The sequence below is a fragment of the Streptomyces thermoalcalitolerans genome, assembly GCF_039525155.1.
GTDB classification, from domain to species: Bacteria; Actinomycetota; Actinomycetes; order Streptomycetales; family Streptomycetaceae; genus Streptomyces; species Streptomyces thermovulgaris.
On record NZ_BAAAHG010000076.1, the window covers coordinates 1 to 20658 of the forward strand.

A 20658-nucleotide genomic window follows, 5' to 3' on the forward strand; every position below is an offset into this window, starting at 1 on the left:
GGCACGGCGCGCACCGGGGGCGGGACGGCGGGGACCCGCGCCGCCGTGGCGCGCGGCGCCGCCCCCGCGGTGGCCGCGGTGGATGCGCAGGCCGCCTTGCGGGCGGCTTCGCTGCCCATGACCACCGATCTGTTCGCCGACCGGCTCCTCGCCGTGCTCAGCGGGCAGCGGCCCGTGCACTGGATGCTCCGGCACACCGCGGGCCGGGCGTACGACGAACTCGCCTGGCTGGCCGAGCGCGGTGCTCTGCGCACCCGCGGCGTGCGCCCGGTCGTGCGGGACGTCGGCTACTACGAGCCCCGCCCGGGTGTCGTGGAGGCCTTCGCCCGCATCGGCGCGGGCGACCGGCTGCGGGCGATGGCCTTCCGTCTGGAGCAGGGGCGCGACCGGCGCTGGCGCTGCACGGCGGTGGAGCTGGGCGGCCCCCGTATGCCCCGCACGGACGACGAGCTGTCCTGACGTGACGTACGACTGACGTACGGCCGGCGTACGGCCTGGCGTACTGGCGCACGAGACATGTCCGAGACGGACGTACCAGACGTGCGCGAGACATGCGAAGGGCCGGGCCCCTCGGGGGCCCGGCCCTTCGTCCCTCAGTTCACCGGCTCACGTTCACCGGCCTTGGTTCACCGGCTCACTTCTTGCGGCGGCGGCCCTTGGCCTGCTTGCGGCGCTCCGCACGCGTGAGGCCGTCGGACTCCGAGCGCACGGGCCCGCTGTCGGTGACGAACTCGCCCTCGACGATGCCGCCCTCGCCGTCCACGGTCGGCGCGGAGAAGTGCAGGTCCCGCCGCTGGGGGGCCTCCAGCCCCTTGGCCCGGATCTCCGGACGCGCGCCCGCCTGCGCCGGTACCGCGTCGCGCTTCTCCAGGTCGGCCACCGGCTTGGCCTCCTCGACCGGGACCTCCTCGACCTGCTGCTCGACCTGGACCTCCAGGTTGAACAGGTAGCCGACGGACTCCTCCTTGATGCCGTCCATCATGGCCTGGAACATGTCGTAGCCCTCGCGCTGGTACTCGACCAGCGGGTCCTTCTGGGCCATCGCGCGCAGGCCGATGCCCTCCTGGAGGTAGTCCATCTCGTAGAGGTGCTCGCGCCACTTGCGGTCCAGGACCGACAGCACGACCCGGCGCTCCAGCTCCCGCATGATCTCGGGGCCGAGCTGTTCCTCACGGGCCTTGTACTGCTCGTGGATGTCCTCCTTGATGGACTCGCTGATGAACTCCGCGGTCAGCCCCGTACGGTCGCCGGCCGCCTCCTCCAGCTCCTCGATGGTGACCCTCACCGGGTACAGCTGCCGGAAGGCGTTCCACAGCCGCTCGAGGTCCCAGTCCTCCGGGAAGCCCTCGGCCGTCTCCGCCTGGACATAGGCGTCGATCGTGTCGTCCATGAAGTGGTGCACCTGCTCCCGCAGGTCCTCGCCCTCCAGGACACGGCGCCGCTCGCTGTAGATGACCTCGCGCTGCCGGTTGAGGACCTCGTCGTACTTCAGGACGTTCTTGCGGGCCTCGAAGTTCTGCTGCTCGACCTGCGACTGGGCGGACGCGATCGCACGCGTGACCATCTTGTTCTCGATCGGCACGTCGTCCGGCACGTTCGCCATGGACATCACGCGCTCGACCAGCTGCGCCTTGAACAGACGCATCAGGTCGTCGCCGAGGGAGAGATAGAAGCGGGACTCGCCGGGGTCGCCCTGACGGCCGGAACGACCGCGCAGCTGGTTGTCGATACGGCGCGACTCGTGCCGCTCGGTGCCCAGCACATAGAGCCCGCCGAGCTTCTCGACCTCCTGCTTCTCGGCCTTGACCGCCTCCTCCGCGCGCCGCAGCGCGTCGGGCAGGGCCGCGGCCCACTCCTCGATGTGCTTCTCGGGGTCGAGGCCGCGCTGGCGCAGCTCCGCCTCGGCGAGATCCTCGGGGTTGCCGCCGAGCTTGATGTCCGTACCGCGGCCCGCCATGTTCGTGGCCACGGTGACGGCGCCCTTGCGGCCGGCCTGGGCGACGATCTGCGCCTCCCGCTCGTGGTGCTTGGCGTTCAGCACCTCGTGCGGGATGCCGCGCTTGCTGAGCTGCTGGGAGAGGTACTCGGACTTCTCCACCGAGGTGGTGCCGACCAGAACCGGCTGCCCCTTGCGGTGCCTCTCCTCGATGTCGTCGACCACCGCCGCGAACTTGGCGACCTCGGTGCGGTAGATGAGGTCCGGACGGTCCTTGCGGATCATCGGCCGGTTGGTCGGGATGGGCACCACGCCGAGCTTGTAGATCTGGTGGAACTCGGCGGCCTCGGTCATCGCCGTACCGGTCATGCCGCACAGACCGGGCCGCTCCTTGCCGTTGTGGTCGTAGCGCTTGTAGAGGCGGAAGTAGTTCTGGAGCGTGATCGTGGCGAGCGTCTGGTTCTCGTCCTTGATCGGCACGCCTTCCTTGGCCTCGATCGCCTGGTGCATGCCCTCGTTGTAGCGGCGGCCGGCGAGGATACGACCGGTGTGCTCGTCGACGATCAGGACCTCGTCGTCGATGACGACGTAGTCCTTGTCGCGCTTGAAGAGCTCCTTGGCCTTGATGGCGTTGTTCAGGTAACCCACGAGCGGGGTGTTCACCGACTCGTACAGGTTGTCGATGCCCAGCCAGTCCTCGACCTTCTGGACACCGGACTCGTGGATGGCGACGGTGCGCTTCTTCTCGTCGACGTCGTAGTCGCCGGTCTCCTCGATGCCCTTGAGCGGGTTGCCCGGCTCACCGCGCTTGAGACGCTTGACCAGCTTGGCGAAGTCGCTGTACCACTTGGTGGCCTGGTCGGCCGGACCGGAGATGATCAGCGGGGTACGGGCCTCGTCGATGAGGATGGAGTCGACCTCGTCGACGATGGCGAAGTTGTGGCCGCGCTGGACGAGTTCGTCCTTGGACCACGCCATGTTGTCGCGCAGGTAGTCGAAGCCGAACTCGTTGTTCGTGCCGTAGGTGATGTCGCAGGCGTACTGCTCGCGGCGCTGGGCCGGCGTCATGCTGGCGAGGATGCAGCCGACGCTCAGTCCCAGGAACCTGTGGACGCGGCCCATCAGCTCGGAGTCGCGCTCGGCCAGGTAGTCGTTGACCGTGACGAGGTGGACGCCCTTGCCGGACAGCGCGTTCAGATACGCCGGCAGGGTGCCGACGAGGGTCTTGCCCTCACCGGTCTTCATCTCGGCCACATACGCCATGTGCAGGGCGGCACCGCCCATGATCTGGACGTCGTAGTGCCGCTGGCCCAGGACGCGCTTGGCGGCCTCACGGACGGTGGCGAACGCCTCGGGGAGCAGATCGTCCAGACTCTCACCGTCGGCGTACCGCTGCTTGTACTCGTCGGTGAGGGCCCGCAGCTCGGCGTCGGAGAGGTTGACGAAGTCCTCTTCGATGGAGTTGACCTGGTCCGCGATGCGGTGCAGTTTGCGCAGGATCTTGCCTTCGCCTGCACGCATGATCTTCGAAAGGACGGACACGGGGGTTGGTCTCCTTGCCGGTCGGGCCTGGGACGGTCGGTTTCCGTTTGACTGATTGAGCAACGGCCATCGTATGCGAGGACACGGCCGAGCCGGGAGGGCCTGCCGTGGGGCGCGCGTCCCCTGCCTCGCGAGGGCCGCACTGGGGACAACGTCCGGGGAACACGGATGGTGCCGCGTTCTCCGAAGAATCACGCCGATTGCGACCGCTCTCTCACACCGTGTGAATCCCGCACGGGACGAACACGGGGTGAAAACGCATGGCATTCTGTCATGCCCCTGGAGAGAATCCGCCGATGGAACCCGTCACGCTCACCACCGACCGTCTGCTGCTGCGTGCCCCCGTTCCCCGGGACACCGACGCGGTGTACGCCGCCGCGCAGGATCCCGAGATCCAGCGCTGGACCATGATTCCCTCGCCCTACCTGCCCGAACACGCGCGGAGCTTCACCGAGGAGGTGGTTCCCCGGGGCTGGGCCGACGGTTCGGTGTTCACCTTCGGCCTCTTCCTGCCCCGGGGCGAGCTGGTGGGCATGCTCGGCATCACCCTGCGCCCACCGGGCGGGGCCGAGGTGGGTTTCTGGGCCGCGCGGGAGCACCGCGGCAACGGCTATGTGACCGAGGCCGTCCTCGCCGCCGCCCGCTGGGCCTTCACCCGGCTCGCCGTCGACCGCCTGGAGTGGCGCGCCGCGGTCGGCAACCACGCCTCCCGCGCGGTGGCCGAACGGGCGGGTTTCACCCTGGAGGGCGTCCTGCGTTCCGCCCTCGAGCTCAAAGGAGTGCGGCGCGACTGCTGGGTGGGCTCCCTGCTGCCCTCCGACCTGGGCCTGCCGTCGACGGAGCCCTATCTGCCGGCGCCCTCGTAGACATCGGGGACTCCCCTTGCGGCCAACGGGGACGCCCTTGCAGGCATCGTGCGGGCATCGGGGCCGACGGCGCCGGAACCGACGGCGCCGGGGAAAGGGCCTCGAGGACAGCAGCACCAAGGGAGAACAACGACGCCGGGACACCGAGGACAACGGCCCCGGGGACGGACGCCCGGCTCGGCCCGCGTTGTCGGTGTCACCCCCTATCGTGCGGAGCCATGACCTCCCTCCCGCGACCCAGCCTCGAGCTCTCGGCGGACGAAGCCCGCCGCATCGCCCTGCGGGCCCAGGGCCTCCTCGGCGCGCCGGACCGGCGGGCCGGAGTGCGCGGTGTCCTGCGGCGTCTCGGTGCCGTCCAGCTCGACACGATCTCGGTCCTCGCCCGCTCCCACGAGCTCGTGCCCTACGCGCGTCTGGGCGCGGTCGGCCGCACCACCGTCGACCGCGCCTACTGGACCGGTACGCACGCCTTCGAGTACTGGGCGCACGCCGCCTGCATCCTGCCCATCGAGGAGTGGCCGTACTTCGCCTTCCGCCGCCGCGCCTACCGCAACCGCCCGCACTGGAACCACGAGCTGCCCGACGGCGCCTATGAGCAGGTCATCAAGCAGCTGCGTGCCGAGGGCCCGCTGACGGCGACGGAGCTGGGCGGGGCGAAGAGGACCAACGAGTGGTGGGACTGGTCCGGCTCCAAGGTCGCCGTCGAGCGCGCCCTGATGTACGGCGAGGTGGTCTGTGTCGAGCGCCGGGGCTGGAAGCGGGTGTACGACCTCGCCGAGCGGGCCATCCCGGCACAGCTGCTGCACGACGAGCTGGACGACGCCGAGTGCCTGCGCCGTCTGGTCCGTCTGGCCGGCCAGTCCCTGGGCGTGGGCACCCGCGCGGACATCGCGGACTATCACCGTCTCAAGGGCGAGCAGGTCGACGCGGTGATAGCGGATTCGGGGCTGGTCCCGGTCACGGTGGAGGGCTGGGGCAGACCGGCCTGGGCGGATCCGGCGGCGCTCGAGACGGTTCCGCGCGGCCGGCACCGGACCACGCTGCTGTCCCCTTTCGACTCCCTGATCTGGGAGCGGGCCCGCACCGAACGGATCTTCGGGTTCGTCCACCGTCTGGAGGCCTACGTCCCCAAACCCAAGCGGGTCTACGGCTACTTCGCGATGCCGGTGCTCGCCGGAGGCCGTCTCGTCGGCCGTGTGGACCCCGCCCGTGAGGGCCGCACCCTGGTCGCCAAGCAGGTCACCCTGAACAGTGCCAAGGCCGTACCCGCGGTCGCCCAGGCTCTCGTCGAGGCGGCGGGCTGGGTGGACTGCACAAATGTACGCGTGGAGCGGGTGGACGCACCCGAGCTGCGCGAGCCCCTGGTCCGGGAGCTGGCCCGCGCGCTCGACTGAGGGGCGTCAGCGGATCTCGAGGATCTTCTCCCGCATCGCGTACACCACCGCCTCCATCCTGGAGTGCAGCTGAAGCTTCTCCAGGATGTTGCGCACATGGTTCTTCACGGTGTTCTCGGAGATGAACAACTCCTTGGCGATGTCCCGGTTGTTCATCCCCGTGGCGACGAGCTTGAGGACCTCCAGCTCACGGTCGGTCAGCCGGGGCGCGGGAACGAGACGGCGCTCGTCGGTCCGCTGGATCATCGACTTGAACTCGGTGAGCAGCTTGGACGCCATGGACGGGCTGATCTGTGACTGACCGTCAGCCACGGCGCGGATGGCGGTGGCCACCTCGTCCGTGGAGATCTCCTTGAGCAGGTAGCCGGTCGCGCCCGCCTTGATCGCGTCGTAGAGGTCGGCCTCCTCGTCGCTTATCGTCAGCATGATGATCTTGGCGCTGGGGGCGACCTCCTTGATGGAGGTGCATGCCTCGATGCCACCGCGCTTGGGCATCCGCACGTCCATCAGCACGATGTCGGGCAGCAGATCGGCGGCCTTCTCCACCGCTTCGGCGCCGTCCCCCGCCTCGCCGACCACCTGGATGTCCTCCTCGGCGGCGAGCACGATCTCCAGACCGCGGCGGAAGAGGGCGTGGTCGTCCACGACAAGGACTCTGATCGGCTCCTTGCGCGCAGCGCCCGCGTCCGGTCCCGTGCCGACGCCGCCGTGGGCATCCTCGTCCCGCATCGGTCCGAAGCTGTCCGCCATCGTTGTCCTCCCCCTGAGGCTGTGGCCTGGTGTGCGGTGCCATGGCCAACCCAAGGCAACGGCCCGTCTGTTGAGCCGTTGCCGCCATGATTCCATGTCCGGCTGGTGCTGCGGTGACCGAGCGAGGCGCAAAGGGGTCGCACACCGGTGCCCCTGGGGGCGCACAGACGCCCAGGGGCACCGTCTCAGCTGCCGGCCAAGCGGGTCAGCCGCCCAGTGTGCCGCCCGCCTCGGGAGAGTGCGTCCCGGTGACCATCGGGTCCGTCCTGAGGTGGATCACTCCGTAGTCGTAGGCATGCCGCCGGTAGACGACGCTGGGTTCCTTGGTCTCGGAGTCGACGAACAGATAGAAGTCGTGCCCGACCAGCTCCATCTCGTAGAGAGCCTGGTCGAGGGTCATCGGGGCGGCCACGTGCGTCTTCTCGCGGACGACGAGGGGGCCGTCCCCCTGCACCTCCAGCGAGCCGATCCTCTTGGTGGGGACCTGGTCCTTTTCCTCTTCCGCGGCGGTCTGACCGCTGCCGTTGAGCGTTGCCGCGTCCGGAACGTGGTCGGGGACCTCGGCGGCCGGGATCCGGCGTGCGCCACGCCGTGAGAAACGCTTGTCGTGCTTCTTGCGCAGCCGGGCGTTCAGCTTCTCCACCGCCAGGTCGAGTGCCGCGTACGCATCGCTGGCTGCCGCCTCCGCCCGGATCACCGGACCGCGGGAGCGGAGCGTGATCTCCACTCGGTCGCTGCGGTCGGCCTGGCGGGGGTTGGGCTCCTTGGACACCTCGACGTCGAGGCTGATCACCTTGCCATCGAGCTTCTGGATCTTCTCCAGGTTCAGCTTCTCGGCCACGTGCTTGCGGAACCGCTCGGGCACCTCGGTCTTGCGGCCCTTGACGACGATGTCCACGCAGAACTCCGTTCCCGGATCGCTCCGCTGCTTCGGCGGAGCGTCTCCCTTTTCGCACCCGGTTCCGGTGTGTCCGGAACCTCGGACTCGGTGACGTCCACCTCCTCCCCCGCGGGCGAGTTCTCCCCCCGGCCGGCGCGGGCGATTACGGAAAAACCCACAGCACGGCATTCGGATATCGCGGGTCTGGCCTGCGCCTTTCCCGCATACCCCGAACATATCTCGCCCGGACGGATGGCGTCACCCTCTACTGCGGCGTACCTCCGTTCGGGTGAATTGGCCCTCTCGTTACCTGCAACGATGCACGTTCTCGATCAGTTCCGGTTCATTTCGAAGGAATCCGGAGAGGCAGCGACGACGGCCGCGCAGATCACGTCACCGACGCCGTACGCACTCCTGATTTCAAGTGCGCCATACATCGAGTTCCTCTCCTTCCGCAGTGGGTCCTGCCGGGCCCCGGACTTCCGTTGCCCCATCCCTTCCCAGGCCCGTCTCGCATACACCGTCACATTCACCACACGCGCCGCTTCCGTCAGGGAGGCTCCCGTCGTCATGAGGTCGTCGACCAGCACCACCGGGCCGCCCAGCAGCAGCCCCGCACCGCCCCCGGCCACCTCGAGCGCACCGGCGAGATTGTCCAGCCGCTGCCGGGAGTTCAGCCTCGACTGATCGGCCACGGCACGCCGCTGGCGCAGGACGGCCAGCACCCGGGCCGGCGTCCCGGACCGCCGCAGCTCACCGGCCGCCGCGAGCGCGATCCGCCGCGTCGGGTCATGCCCGCGGGCCCGCACCGCCCGCCGCGCGGACGGCACGGGAACCAGCAGCACGGTCCCGCCCGCCGTCCACGACGGCCCCGCGCCCGCTGCTCCTGTGCCTGTCCCTGTCCCTGTCCCTGCTCCTGCCCCTGCCCCCGGCCCTGTGCCCGTGTCCGCCGCGGCCGCCCGCAGCCCGGCCCGCACCGCACCCGCCAGCGCCGTACCCAGCGGACGCGCGAGAGCCAGCGCACCCCGCTCCTTGTGAGCGAGCAGAACCGCCCGGACCGCGTCCGCGTACGGAGCCGCCGCATGCACGGCCGGAAGTCCGGGCGGCTCCGGCACCGGGCGCACCCGGCGTGGTGCGCTTCCGCTCAGAGCGGCCCGGCACGAGGGGCAGAGCACCGTGCGCGGCCGGCCGCAGCCCCCGCACTCGGCCGGCAGCACCAGGTCGGTCAGGTCCTGCCACCACCCACGCATGCACTCCACTGTGCCCCTGCGGCACCGGCCCGGGTCGGCCCTGTGGACAACGCCCTGTGGACAACTCAGCCCAGGGCGATCAGGGCTTCCCCCACACGAATGAGGGCGGGACGCCCGACCAAGGACGGCACGAGCAGGACAACACGCACGGAACAGCGCAGCAGAACAAACAGAACGGACAGAACAAGCAGAACAAGCAGGACAAGCAGAACGGACAGAACGGGCGCGGCGCGGGCGCAGAACAAGAGGAGTGCTCAGCCGGGATAGACCGGAGCCCGCCCCTCCTTGACCACCTTCTGCCACTGCGCCCCGGACGGCAGCCGGACGATCCCGTCCTCCGACGAGGACGCCACCAGCGGCAACCGGTCGTCCTCGGACGCGGCGATCGACTGCACCCCGGTGAGCGCGGCGGGCGCCTGGCCCTCCGGCGTGGAACCGTCGACCTGGACGTACCGCATCGTCTGCACGCCGCCGTGCTCCCGTCCGGCCACCACGAGCCGGCTGTCACCGGCCCACGACATGGCGGTGACGTCCTCCAGCTCCGGCGTCGCCGGACGCAGCCCCATCACCGACACCACCGGCTGGTCCCCGGAGCTGTCGTCCCGTTCGATCCGCCCGATGAACAGGGACTTGTGGCCGTCCTTCGCCTGCACGACAAGCGCGATCCGCACCCCGTCGGCGGCCACCCGGACCGCGTCGACGCGTCCTTCCAGCCCGGGAACGCGCACGTCGACCGGCGCTCCCACGCCCTGTTCCAGCATCAGCAGCCGCGGCCGGGCGGGATCGCGGTCGGCCACCCACAGGTCTCCGCGCGCGTCCCAGCTGGGCGCCGTCAGCCGGTCGGTCTCGGTGGCGCCGCGGCTCTGCAGCACGGGCGGCTCGAGCGTACTGCCCGTCACCAGCGAGCCCACGAACAGCGACCTCCCGTCGGCACTGACCCCCGCCGCGGTGTGCTCGTCCCACGACACGGCCGCCGATCCGAGCTGCTGGACGCCCTCGCCCAGGGCGCCCGGTACCGGCTCGGTGGTGGTGCCGGTGCCGGGCAGCCGCACCAGCCGGCCCTCGTCGTCGATGAAGTACAGGTACTCGGGCCGCTTCACCGACCCGCGCCGGGCGACGGCCCCGGCCCGGTCCTCTCCGAGCGTGCACAAGGTGCTGCCGTCGGCCCGCTGCAACGCGACCGTGTCCACGGTGGGTGTCAGGTTCTGCAGCGTGAACAGCAGCTGGGTCGCCATCTCCCAGCACTTCTCGCGTCCCACCTTGGACGCCTTGCCGTTCAGCGGCACGGTCAGCTTGTTCTGGTCGTCGGGGGTCAGCCCGGTGACGCCGCCCCGCAGCGCCGTCCCCGCCGGGAAGCTCGATCGGACCGCCGGCTTGAGCCAGTTCGTGGGCCCGGCCAGCAGGGAGCGCACCAGCTGCGTCATCGCGTCCACCCGCCGGCGCACATAGACGGGGTCGGCGACGGCCGTCGCCGGTGCTCCCGCCCCCGTGCGGGTGTCGGAGGCGAAGTAGTACTTGTTGACGGACATGTAGTTGCGCTGGAAGTCCGACTGGCCCATGACAACGCCCTGCGGCAGCACATCGATGCGCCACTGTCTGCTCTTCTTGTCCCGCGTCAGACGCACCGGCTGGCTGTAGCGCCCGGTCACCGGCGTGTACGACTGCTGCTCGTCCACCTGGGCCACCTTGCTGCCGGTCAGCATGAACGTGTAGTCGTCGGCGTCGGCGTCGGCGTTCCTCGTCGTGCGGTCGACCTGGATGCCCGGGCCGTTGGCGAGCACGGTCGTGGACGACTCCGGCCGCCACCTCCGCGCGGCCGGCTCCGTCAGATACTGGCGGGCTGTCGCATACTGCGGGTCGTCGCTGGTCAGCGCCTCCAGGAAGCCTTGAAGGATCTCCGCGGGCGGGGCGCCCTCCCGGGGCGGCGTGGCGAACACCCGTACCTCGGTGTCCCGGCGCGAGGTGGACTCCACGTCCTGCATGCCCCCGCTGTCGGGCATCGTGGCGCAGCCCGCCAGCAGAACGGCCCCGCAGACGGCGTACACCGCCGCGCGCACCGGCCGCCGCACGCCCCCCTCGCGGTCAGTGCCCACGACTCGCCTCCCCTTGCTGCCTCACGTCCCGGGCTCCGGCTTCCTCCGGCTCCGCGGAGCCCTCCGACTCGCTCTCCACCGTCTCCACCGCGGACGCGCCCTCCTGCCGTCGTGCGTCCGTGCTCGGCCGGGGCACCACGCGCGCGCCGTTGCCGGGCAGTGCCGTCGGATCGGCCGCGGGGACCGCCGCGGCGGGCCGGGACGCGATCGGGTCCCGCGCCAAGGCCGTGCGCTCCCCCCTCGTCTGCATCGGCACGGTGGCGCGCTTCTCTCCCCCGCTGGGCGAACCGGCGCCGTCGAGTCCCCGGTTGCGCCGTGAGTCCTTGGGCTCCAGCGGTATGGGCGAGCCCCGCAGCGGTTCGTCCGCGGTCCTGGGCAGGGTCAGCCGGAACTGCGAGCCGCCGCCCGGCTCGCCCCACGCCTGGAGCCAGCCGCCGTGCAGCCGGGCGTCCTCCAGGGCGATCGACAGCCCCAGGCCCGTACCGCCCGTGGTACGCGCGCGTGCCGGGTCCGCACGCCAGAAGCGGTTGAAGACTCGGGTCGCCTCGCCCGGCTTGAGCCCGACGCCGTAGTCGCGCACCGCGATCGCGACCGCGCCGCCGGCCGCGGCGAGCTTGACGATGACGTCCTTGCCCTCGCCGTGCTCCACGGCGTTGACGACCAGGTTGCGCAGGATGCGCTCCACGCGCCGTGCGTCGGCCTCCGCCACGATGGGCTGCTGGTCACCGACGACCCGGATCCGGGTGCCCTTGCGCTCGGCCAGCGGCTCCGCACCGCTGACGACCCGGTGCACGACCTCCCGCAGGTCGATCGGCTCGGCCTCCAGCGCCGCCGCCCCCGCGTCGAAACGGCTGATCTCCAGCAGATCGGAGAGCAGCGCCTCGAACCGGTCGAGCTGATCGGCGAGCAGCTCCGCCGAGCGGGCGGTGGCCGGGTCGAAGTTCTCGCGCGCCTCGTGGATGACATCGGCGGCCATCCGCACGGTCGTGAGCGGTGTGCGCAGTTCGTGCGAGACGTCGGAGACGAACCTGCGCTGCATCCGCGACAGGTCCTCCAGCTGCTGGATCTTCAGCTGCAGGTTCTGCGCCATCTTGTTGAAGGCCTCGCCGAGCCGTGCGATGTCGTCCTCGCCGGTGACCTTCATCCGCTCCTGCAGCCGCCCGGCCGACAGCCGCTCGGCGACCCCGGCCGCCATCCGCACCGGCGTGACGACCTGCCGCACCACCAGCCAGGCAATGGCCCCGAGGAGTACGACGACGAAGAGGCCGGCCGTCGCGAGGGTGCCCTTGACCAGGCTCAGCGACTTCTCCTCCTGGGTGAGCGGGAAGAGGTAGTACAGCTGGTACGGGTCACCGTTGGGGTCGTTGATCTGCTTGCCGATGACCAGCGCGGGCTGGGGCTCCTTGTCGCCGTCCTTGTAGACGATGCGGGTGTAGCGCTGGACGGCCACCATGCTGTTGTTGATCCGCGCCCGCAGGTCCTCGGGCACGCTCGCCATCGGGTCGACCCCGCCGGAGGCACGCGGACCGCGCCCGCCGCGGCTGTCGTCGCCCGCGGGCAGCGTGACCACGTCGAAGGCCCCCTGGCCGCCGCTGGACAGCGAGGACACCAGGTCGCTCATCCACTGGATGACGTTCGGGGAGGGGCGGCCGTCCGGCGAGGAGGCGGCGTCCCCGGTGGCCGCCGCCGCCTCGTCGGCCCGCTGCTTGGCCACCGCGAAACCGCCGGTGGCCTGGCTCTGCGACGCCTTCACCTTGGCGTCCAGCAGGCCGTTGCGCACCTGGCCGATGACGACGAAGCCGAGCAGCAGGACGACGCCCAGCGACATCAGCAGCGTGGTGACGACGACCCTGAGCTGGATGTTGCGCCGCCACAGCCGGATGACGGGCAGCAGCGGTCGCCGCACCCAGCGCAGAAACAGACGCAGGACCGGGCTGCCCTGCACTCCACCGTGCAACAGCCCGCCGTCCAGAAGACGCCCCCAGCGGGAACCCGGGGTCGTCCGGCCGGCAGGCCGCCCCGCGTGGGTCCCGGTCTTCCCGGGCGTCGAAGCGGCACCGCCCTTGGACACGTCAGTTCGGCCCGGCCTTGTAGCCAACTCCACGGACGGTCACCACGATCTCGGGCTTCTCCGGATCCTTCTCGATCTTGGAGCGCAGTCGCTGCACATGCACGTTCACCAGGCGGGTGTCGGCCGCGTGCCGGTAGCCCCAGACCTGCTCCAGGAGCACCTCGCGGGTGAACACCTGCCACGGCTTGCGGGCGAGAGCGACCAGCAGATCGAACTCCAGCGGCGTCAGCGCGATCGACTGCCCGTCCCGCTTCACGGAGTGCCCGGCCACGTCGATGACGAGGTCACCGATGGTGAGCTGCTCCGGCGCCGGCTCCTCCGACCTGCGCAGCCGCGCCCGGATACGGGCCACGAGCTCCTTCGGCTTGAACGGCTTGACGACGTAGTCGTCGGCACCGGACTCCAGACCCACCACGACGTCCACGGTGTCGCTCTTGGCCGTCAGCATCACGATCGGCACCCCGGACTCCGCCCTGATCAGACGGCACACCTCGATGCCGTCCCGGCCCGGCAGCATCAGGTCCAGCAGGACAAGGTCGGGCTTGGTCTCGCGGAAAGCCGCCAGCGCCTTGTCGCCGTCGGCTACGAAAGACGGCTCGAAACCTTCACCACGCAGCACGATTCCGAGCATCTCGGCCAGTGCGGTGTCGTCGTCGACGACAAGGACTCGTCCCTTCATGAACGACATCATCCCATTCTCGTAACGGCTGCGAAGATCCAGGTGAGGGAGTTCACTGGCCCGTGACGATAGTCGCACCGGCTCACTACTGTCTGCTCTCGCCGTCCGGGAACGGGATCTGGCCGTCCGGGAACGAGAGGCGCCCCGGTCACCTGCCCTGCCCGGTCGCCGTCCGCGCTGCCCGGCCGTCGTCCGCCCTACTCGGCCCCTGTCCGCCGTGACCTGGCGCACAGTTCGGCCAGGGCCCCGGCCGTCACCGGTGAAACGGTTCCCTCCTCGGTGACGATCGCGGTCACCAGCTCGGGCGGGGTCACGTCGAACGCCGGGTTGTAGGCCTGCGTGCCCAGCGGTGCGACCGGGATGCCGCCGCCGGCCCCCGTGACCGGGACCTGAGGCGCGATGATCTCGGTCACCTCGTAGCCCGGGCGCTGCTCGATCTCGATCGCCGCACCGTCCGGGGTGTCCGGATCCACCGTCGTCACCGGCGCCACCACGATGAACGGCACATGGTGGTAGCGCGCGAGCACCGCGAGCGGATAGCTGCCCACCTTGTTCGCCACCGAGCCGTCGGCGGCGATGCGGTCCGCCCCGATCAGCACGGCGTCCACCTCGCCGGCCGCGAACAGCGAGCCCGCCGCGTTGTCCGTGAGCAGGGTGTACGGCATCCCCGTGCGGGCCGCCTCGTACGCCGTCAGCCGCGCGCCCTGGAACAGCGGCCGGGTCTCGTCCACCCACAGCCGCCGCAGCCGCCCCGCGCGGTGCGCCGCGAGCGCCACCGCGAGCGCCGTCCCCTCCCCGCCCGACATCAGCGCCCCGGTGTTGCAGTGCGTGAGGATGCGATGCCCGCCGCCGGGCTGCAGCTCGTCCAGAAGGGCCAGCCCGTGCGCGGCCATCCGCGCACTGGCCTGGGCGTCCTCCTGATGCATCCGGCGCGCCGCGGCCAGCGCGGCCGAAGCGGCCCGCCGGACGTCACCGGTCCCGGCCAGCGCCGCCTGATAGGCGGACTGCGCCCGGCGCACGCCGACGGAGAGGTTGACCGCCGTGGGCCGGGCATTCGCCAGCGCCCTCGCGGCCTCGTCCACGTCGAAGCCGCGCGCCGCGGCGAGCGCGACACCGTACGCCCCGGCGATGCCCAGCAGCGGGGCCCCGCGCACGGCCAGCGACCGGATCGCCTCCACCAGTGCGGAGGCGTCCGTGCACACCAACTCGACCTCCTCGGCGGGCAGCCGGGTCTGGTCGAGGAAGACCAGGACCGGACCCTCGGGCGGCTCCTCCCAGCGGACCGCCGGTGTCCCGGCCGGCCGGTTGTCCTCGCGGGTCTGCGCGTACTGATCAGTCATGTCGTCAGTCTTCCCCGTAGCCGCCGGTCCTCCCCGTATCCGACGGACAATTGAAGGCATGCGGCGGCCACCGCCGGTCACCCGAAGCCCGCCCCATGGCACGATGGCTGCGAAATCCGCCGCCGCGACCGCGGACGGGCACCGTGAAGGGAGCGACGATGACAAACACTCCGGGCTGGTCCTCGCCCGGATCCTCCCCTTCCGACGGACAGGAACCGGGTCGGTCCGGACCTGCCGACGCCACCGGCCACCCCGATCCCGCACCGTCCGCGGACCAACCGGGCGGACAGCAGCAGAGTTCCGGTGTGAAGTGGGCCAAGGAGCAGCCGCCGCCCGGTCAGTGGTCCGCGCCCACGGGAGCCCCGCCCCCCGGCCAGACCCCACCGCCGCCCGGCTCCGGCTGGGGTGCCCCGGGTGGTCCCGGTGGCTACGGCAGCCCCGGTGGCTACGGCGCCTGGGGCACGGGCTGGGGCGGCCCGCCGCCCGCGGCCAAGCCCGGAGTGATCCCGCTCCGCCCGCTGGGCCTGGGCGAGATTCTCGACGGCGCGGTGACCACCATGCGCACCTACTGGCGCACCGTCCTGGGCATCTCCCTGGTCGTGGCGGTCCTCACCGAGATCGTCACCATCCTGGTGCAGCGCTCCACCACCGCCGACACCAACCAGGTCCTCAGCGACCCGAACGCCACCCCGGCCGAGTTCGGCAGCGCCATGCTCGACTCCCTGCTCGGCTCCGGAGTCGTGCTCGTGGTCACCATGGTCGGCATCGTCGTGGCCACCGCCCTGCTCACGATGGTCACCAGCCGCGCGGTGCTCGGCAGGCCGGTCACCGTCGGCGAGGCCTGGCAGGACGCACGCCCGCAGCTGCTCAAGCTGTTCGGGCTGGTCTTCCTGCTGCTGCTCATCTGCCTGGGCATAGTCGCCGTCGGCGCGCTGCCCGGCATCGTCGTGGCCGCCGCGGGATCCCCTCGCGGCGGCGCCGTGCTGGCCTTCCTGGGCGTCTTCGCCGCCTTCGTGCCCATCACCTGGCTGGCGATCCGTTTCTCCCTGGCCTCACCGGCCCTCATGCTGGAGAAGCAGGGCATCACCAAGGCGATGAGCCGATCCGGCAAGCTGGTCCGCGGCTCCTGGTGGCGGATCTTCGGCATCCAACTGCTGACCGCGCTCATCACGTCGCTGGTCTCCGCGGTGGTCACCCTCCCCTTCGCCGTGATCGGCATCCTGTCCAGCGGGGACGGTCCGACCGACTTCCTCGCGGGCACCTTCGAACCGGGCTGGACCTACCTGATCATCACCGGAATCGGGGCGATGATCGGACTGACGATCACGCTTCCGATCTCGGCCTGCGTCACCGTGCTGCTCTACATCGACCAGCGCATCCGCCGCGAGGCCCTCGACCTCGAACTGGCCCGGGCCGCCGGTGTTCCGAGCCATGGTTCCGACCCGACCGCACCGGGGAGCTGATGGCGTGAGCCTGACGGGGGGCGTTCTCACAGCGCTGCCGGCGTTTCCACGCGCGGCCGACCCGGCCGAACCACCGGTGACCGTCCCGAGGGAGCCCGCACAGGAGGAGGCCCGGCGCGAACTGTCCAAGAGCATGTATCACGAGCACGATCCCGGCCTGCTGCACCGTGCGCTGAGCGCCTTCTGGGACTGGCTCAGCACGCTCTTCGACTCCGCCTCGGCCGCCACACCCGGCGGGGACGTCGGCCTGGCCGTCGTCGTCGCGGCCGTCCTGGCCGTGCTCGGCGCCCTGTGGTGGCGCCTGGGCACCCCGCGCCGCGGCCCCGTCTCCTCCTCCGCCCTCTTCGACGACCGTCCCCGCACCGCCGCCGAACACCGCGCCGCGGCCGAGGCACACGCCGCCCAGGGCCACTGGAACCAAGCCGTCCAGGAACGGATGCGCGCCATCGTCCGCTCCCTGGAGGAACGCGCCCTGCTCGACATGCACCCCGGACGCACCGCCGACGAAGCGGCCACCGAGGCCGGGCGCGTCCTTCCCGCGCACGCCGACCGGCTCCGCGCCGCCGCCCGGGACTTCGACGACGTCACCTACGGCGGACGCAGGGCGACCGAGCAGGCGTACCACCGCATCACCGCGCTCGACCACGACCTGGAACGCGCCAAACCCCACCTGCCCACCACCGGCTCCGACGCGGCCTCCCAGCCCCACCGGGGGGCCGCCGCATGACCGTCCGGGACACGCTCCCGTCCACCTCGGCCTCACCCACCGCCCACCAGGTGTGGGCCCGTGCGCGAGGCCTCCTGCTCGCGCTCGTCCTCCTCCTCATCGGGGCCGTCGCGGTCGCCGCACTCCGCTCGGGCGGCCAGCACGGCCGCCTCGACCCGCGCTCCGCCGACCCCTACGGCAGCCGCGCCGTCGCCGAGATCCTCGCCGACCACGGCGTGACCACACGCGTGGTCACCACCCTCGACCAGGCACGGGCCGCGGCCGGCCCCGACACGACCCTGCTGATCGCCGTCCCCGACCTGCTGACGGACGGTCAGCAGGCGCTGCTGCGCTCGGCAACGGCGGCCTCCGGCGGACGTACCGTCCTCGTCGCCCCGGACACCCCGTCCGTCGGCACACTGGCCCCCGGCGTCACGGCCGACCTCACGCCCAGCTTCGACACCACCCTCTCCCCCCACTGCTCCCTGCCCGCCGCCCGCCGCGCCGGCACCGCGGACACCGGCGGCGGCATCCGCTACTCCACCACCGTCCACAGGGCCGACAGCTGCTACCCCAGCGACGGACTGCCCACCCTGCTGCGCATCCCGCAGACCACCGAGGGCGGCGACACCGTCGTCCTCGGCGCGCCCGACATCCTCTACAACAACCGCCTCGACAAGCGGGGCAACGCCTCACTCGCCCTGCAACTCCTCGGCTCACGCCCCCATCTGGTCTGGTATCTCCCCTCGCTCTCCGACGCCCCGGCCCCCGGCACCGGCGACCGCGGCCTCGTCGACCTGCTCCCCTCGGGCTGGCTCTGGGGCACACTGCAGCTGTTCATCGCCGCCGTCCTGGCCGCCCTGTGGCGAGCCCGCCGACTCGGCCCCCTGGTGCCCGAAAAGCTTCCCGTCGCGATCCGCGCCTCCGAAACCGCCGAGGGCCGCGCCCGCCTCTACCGCAAGGCGAACGCCCGTGACCGCGCCGCCACCGCCCTCCGCTCCGCCACCCGTACCCGCCTCGCCCCCCTCGTAGGCGTCCCCGTCGCCCGGGCGCACACGCCCGAGGCCCTGCTGCCGGCCCTGTCCGCCCGGCTCGGCGGCGACGGACAGTCCCTGCACGACCTGCTCTTCGGCCCGCCGCCCCGCGACGACGCGGCCCTTGTCTCCCTCACCGACCGACTCGACGCCCTCGAAAGAGAGGTACGCCGTCCATGATGGATCCGACCACCGACAACGCCGGGCACACCGGGGACGCGACCGCGGCCAGGTCGTCCCTGGAAGCCCTGCGCGCCGAGATCGCCAAGGCCGTGGTCGGCCAGGATCCCGCCGTGACCGGTCTCGTCGTCGCCCTTCTGTGCCGCGGACACGTCCTTCTCGAGGGCGTCCCCGGAGTCGCCAAGACGCTGCTCGTCCGCACGCTCGTCTCCGCGCTCGACCTCGACACCAAGCGCGTCCAGTTCACCCCCGACCTGATGCCCAGCGACGTGACCGGCTCACTGGTCTACGACGCCCGCACCGCCGAGTTCTCCTTCCAGCCCGGCCCGGTCTTCACCAATCTCCTCCTCGCCGACGAGATCAACCGCACCCCGCCCAAGACCCAGTCGTCGCTGCTCGAGGCCATGGAGGAGCGTCAGGTCACCGTCGACGGCACCCCCCGCCCGCTCCCCGACCCCTTCCTGGTCGTCGCCACCCAGAACCCGATCGAGTACGAGGGCACCTACCCCCTCCCCGAGGCCCAACTGGACCGCTTCCTGCTCAAACTGACGATCCCTCTGCCCTCCCGCGAAGAGGAGATCAACGTCCTCACCCGCCACGCGGAGGGCTTCAACCCGCGCGACCTGCACGCCGCCGGCGTACGCCCCGTGGCCGGCCCCGCCGACCTGGAGGCGGCCCGCGCCGCCATCGCCCGGACGACCGTCTCCCCCGAGATCACGGCCTACGTCGTCGACATCTGCCGGGCGACCCGCGAATCCCCCTCCCTCGCTCTCGGTGTCTCCCCGCGCGGAGCGACGGCCCTGCTGTCGACGGCCCGCGCCTGGGCCTGGCTGACCGGCCGCGACTACGTCATCCCCGACGACGTCAAGGCACTCGCCCTGCCCACCCTGCGCCACCGCGTGCAACTCCGTCCGGAGGCAGAAATGGAAGGCGTGACCGCCGACTCGGTGATCAACGCGGTCCTCTCCCACGTCCCGGTGCCCCGCTGATGGCCCTCACCGGACGCGCCGCGCTCCTCGCGGCCCTCGGCTCCCTCCCCGTCGGCATCTGGGACGCCGGCTGGACCGGCATCCTCGCCGTGAACGCCCCGCTGGCCATCGCCTGCGCCTGCGACTACGCCCTCGCCGCGCCGGTACGACGCCTCGGTCTGACGCGCTCCGGCGACACCTCCGTACGCCTGGGCGAGAGCGCCGACGTCACCCTCACGATCACCAATCCCTCCCGCCGGCCGCTCCGCGCCCGGCTGCGCGACGCCTGGCCGCCCAGCAGCTGGCAGCCCGGCACGGAGATGCAGGCCTCCCGCCACCGTCTGACCGTGCCGCCCGGCGAACGCCGCCGCGTCACCACTCGGCTGCGTCCCGTCCGCCGCGGCGACCGCCAGGCCGATCGCGTCACGGTCCGCTCCTACGGCCCGCTCCGGCTCTCCTTCCGCCAGGGCACCCACAAGGTCCCCTGGACGGTCCGGGTGCTGCCCCCGTTCACCAGCCGCAAGCATCTGCCGTCCAAGCTCGCCCGGCTGCGGGAGCTCGACGGCCGCACCAGCCTGCTCACGCGCGGGGAGGGAACGGAGTTCGACAGCCTGCGCGAGTACATTCCCGGCGACGACACCCGCTCCATCGACTGGCGTGCCACGGCCCGTCAGTCCATGGTCGCCGTACGCACCTGGCGTCCCGAACGCGACCGGCACATCCTGCTGGTCCTCGACACCGGCCGCACCTCCGCGGGCCGCGTGGGTGACGTTCCACGCCTGGACGCCGCCATGGACGCGGCCCTGCTTCTCGCGGCCCTCGCCTCCCGCGCCGGCGACCGCGTCGACCTGCTTGCCTACGACCGTCGCGTCCGCGCCCTCGTCCAGGGCCGCGCGGCCAACGATCTCCTCCCCTCGCTGGTCAGCGCCATGGCGACGCTGGAGCCCGAACTCCTGGAGACGGACGCCCGGGGTCTTACGGCCATGGCCCTGCGCACGGCTCCGCGCCGTTCGCTGATCGTGCTGCTGACCACGCTGGACGCGGCACCCGTCGAAGAGGGCCTGCTGCCCGTGCTCCCCCAGCTCACCCAGCGCCATACGGTGCTGGTGGCCTCGGTCGCGGATCCGCATGTCGCGCGGATGGCCGCGTCCCGTGGAAACGTCGAGGCGGTGTACGAGGCCGCCGCGGCGGCCCAGGCACAGTCCGAACGCCGGCGCACGGCGGAACAGCTCCGCCGCCACGGCGTGACGGTCGTCGACGCGACACCGGAGGATCTGGCACCGGCCCTGGCGGATGCGTATCTGGCCCTGAAGGCCGCAGGGCGGCTCTGAAACAAACCCCACAACAAAAAGAGGAGGCACACAGCCTCCCGAAAACACACGGAAAACGCGGAAAGCCCCGCACCGTATGGTGCGGGGCCCTCCCCTTTTTCAAATCTTGTCCGGCGGCGTCCTACTCTCCCACAGGGTCCCCCCTGCAGTACCATCGGCGCTGTAAGGCTTAGCT

At 71.4% G+C, this 20658-nt stretch carries 16 protein-coding genes and 1 rRNA gene; 8 read left to right on the top strand and 9 right to left on the bottom strand.

What is annotated here, in order from left to right; all coding sequences use genetic code 11:
- On the top strand, nucleotides 1–459 hold a 459-nt coding region (locus ABD224_RS27135; protein WP_344054555.1), incomplete at its 5' end, for an Rv3235 family protein.
- A 175-nt stretch (nucleotides 460–634) separates the two neighbouring features.
- On the opposite strand, the gene secA is transcribed toward ABD224_RS27135, so the two are convergent.
- On the bottom strand, nucleotides 635–3478 hold the full coding sequence (secA, locus tag ABD224_RS27140; RefSeq protein ID WP_344054557.1) for a preprotein translocase subunit SecA: 2844 nt from the start codon (nucleotides 3476–3478) through the stop codon (nucleotides 635–637).
- Nucleotides 3479–3774: 296 nt separating this feature from the next.
- Between secA and ABD224_RS27145 the strand changes: the two genes are divergently transcribed.
- Nucleotides 3775–4344 carry a GNAT family N-acetyltransferase gene (locus ABD224_RS27145; RefSeq protein ID WP_344054559.1) on the top strand — a complete coding sequence of 190 codons (570 nt, stop codon included), beginning with the start codon at nucleotides 3775–3777 and terminating at the stop codon, nucleotides 4342–4344.
- Between the two features lie 218 nt (nucleotides 4345–4562).
- A complete protein-coding gene (locus tag ABD224_RS27150; RefSeq protein ID WP_344054561.1) occupies nucleotides 4563–5738 on the top strand; it encodes a winged helix-turn-helix domain-containing protein in 1176 nt (391 codons plus the stop codon).
- A gap of 6 nt (nucleotides 5739–5744) precedes the next feature.
- Here the strand turns inward: ABD224_RS27150 and ABD224_RS27155 are convergent, their stop codons facing one another.
- From ABD224_RS27155 to mtnA, 7 genes are all read right to left on the bottom strand, one after another.
- A complete protein-coding gene (locus tag ABD224_RS27155; protein ID WP_344054563.1) occupies nucleotides 5745–6488 on the bottom strand; it encodes a response regulator in 744 nt (247 codons plus the stop codon).
- Nucleotides 6489–6693: 205 nt separating this feature from the next.
- Complete coding sequence (gene hpf / locus ABD224_RS27160) at nucleotides 6694–7386, bottom strand: ribosome hibernation-promoting factor, HPF/YfiA family (protein ID WP_344054565.1); 693 nt, start codon at nucleotides 7384–7386, stop codon at nucleotides 6694–6696.
- 314 nt (nucleotides 7387–7700) lie between these two features.
- On the bottom strand, nucleotides 7701–8618 hold the full coding sequence (locus ABD224_RS27165) for a ComF family protein (protein ID WP_344054567.1): 918 nt from the start codon (nucleotides 8616–8618) through the stop codon (nucleotides 7701–7703).
- Nucleotides 8619–8872: 254 nt separating this feature from the next.
- Nucleotides 8873–10711 (bottom strand): LpqB family beta-propeller domain-containing protein, encoded by a 1839-nt coding sequence (locus ABD224_RS27170; RefSeq protein ID WP_344054569.1) that lies wholly within the window; start codon nucleotides 10709–10711, stop codon nucleotides 8873–8875.
- Nucleotides 10701–12782 carry an MtrAB system histidine kinase MtrB gene (mtrB, locus tag ABD224_RS27175; RefSeq protein ID WP_344054571.1) on the bottom strand — a complete coding sequence of 694 codons (2082 nt, stop codon included), beginning with the start codon at nucleotides 12780–12782 and terminating at the stop codon, nucleotides 10701–10703. Before mtrB ends, ABD224_RS27170 begins: the two co-directional genes overlap by 11 nt.
- Before the next feature lies 1 nt (nucleotide 12783).
- Nucleotides 12784–13473, bottom strand: coding sequence for a two-component system response regulator MtrA (mtrA, locus tag ABD224_RS27180; RefSeq protein WP_201450929.1), 690 nt, complete (start codon nucleotides 13471–13473; stop codon nucleotides 12784–12786).
- 185 nt (nucleotides 13474–13658) lie between these two features.
- Nucleotides 13659–14801, bottom strand: coding sequence for an S-methyl-5-thioribose-1-phosphate isomerase (mtnA, locus tag ABD224_RS27185; RefSeq protein ID WP_344054575.1), 1143 nt, complete (start codon nucleotides 14799–14801; stop codon nucleotides 13659–13661).
- A 158-nt stretch (nucleotides 14802–14959) separates the two neighbouring features.
- On the opposite strand from mtnA, the gene ABD224_RS27190 reads away from it, so the two are divergent.
- From ABD224_RS27190 to ABD224_RS27210, 5 genes are read left to right on the top strand one after another with little or no spacing between them, the layout of a single operon-like run.
- Entirely contained in the window at nucleotides 14960–16264 is a 1305-nt protein-coding gene (locus tag ABD224_RS27190) for a DUF7847 domain-containing protein (protein WP_344054577.1), read from the top strand.
- A 4-nt stretch (nucleotides 16265–16268) separates the two neighbouring features.
- Entirely contained in the window at nucleotides 16269–16991 is a 723-nt protein-coding gene (locus ABD224_RS27195; protein ID WP_344054579.1) for a DUF4129 domain-containing protein, read from the top strand.
- The gene (locus ABD224_RS27200; RefSeq protein ID WP_344054581.1) at nucleotides 16988–18184 is read left to right on the top strand and encodes a DUF4350 domain-containing protein; all 1197 of its coding nucleotides are present in this window, start codon (nucleotides 16988–16990) and stop codon (nucleotides 18182–18184) included. The genes ABD224_RS27195 and ABD224_RS27200 overlap by 4 nt, the downstream gene beginning before the upstream one ends.
- A complete protein-coding gene (locus tag ABD224_RS27205; RefSeq protein WP_344054585.1) occupies nucleotides 18184–19173 on the top strand; it encodes an AAA family ATPase in 990 nt (329 codons plus the stop codon). The genes ABD224_RS27200 and ABD224_RS27205 overlap by 1 nt, the downstream gene beginning before the upstream one ends.
- A complete protein-coding gene (locus tag ABD224_RS27210) occupies nucleotides 19173–20483 on the top strand; it encodes a DUF58 domain-containing protein (RefSeq protein ID WP_344054583.1) in 1311 nt (436 codons plus the stop codon). The genes ABD224_RS27205 and ABD224_RS27210 overlap by 1 nt, the downstream gene beginning before the upstream one ends.
- Nucleotides 20484–20591: 108 nt before the next feature.
- Here the strand turns inward: ABD224_RS27210 and rrf are convergent.
- Nucleotides 20592–20658: ribosomal RNA gene (gene rrf, locus ABD224_RS29525) — 5S ribosomal RNA — on the bottom strand; the annotation flags it as partial.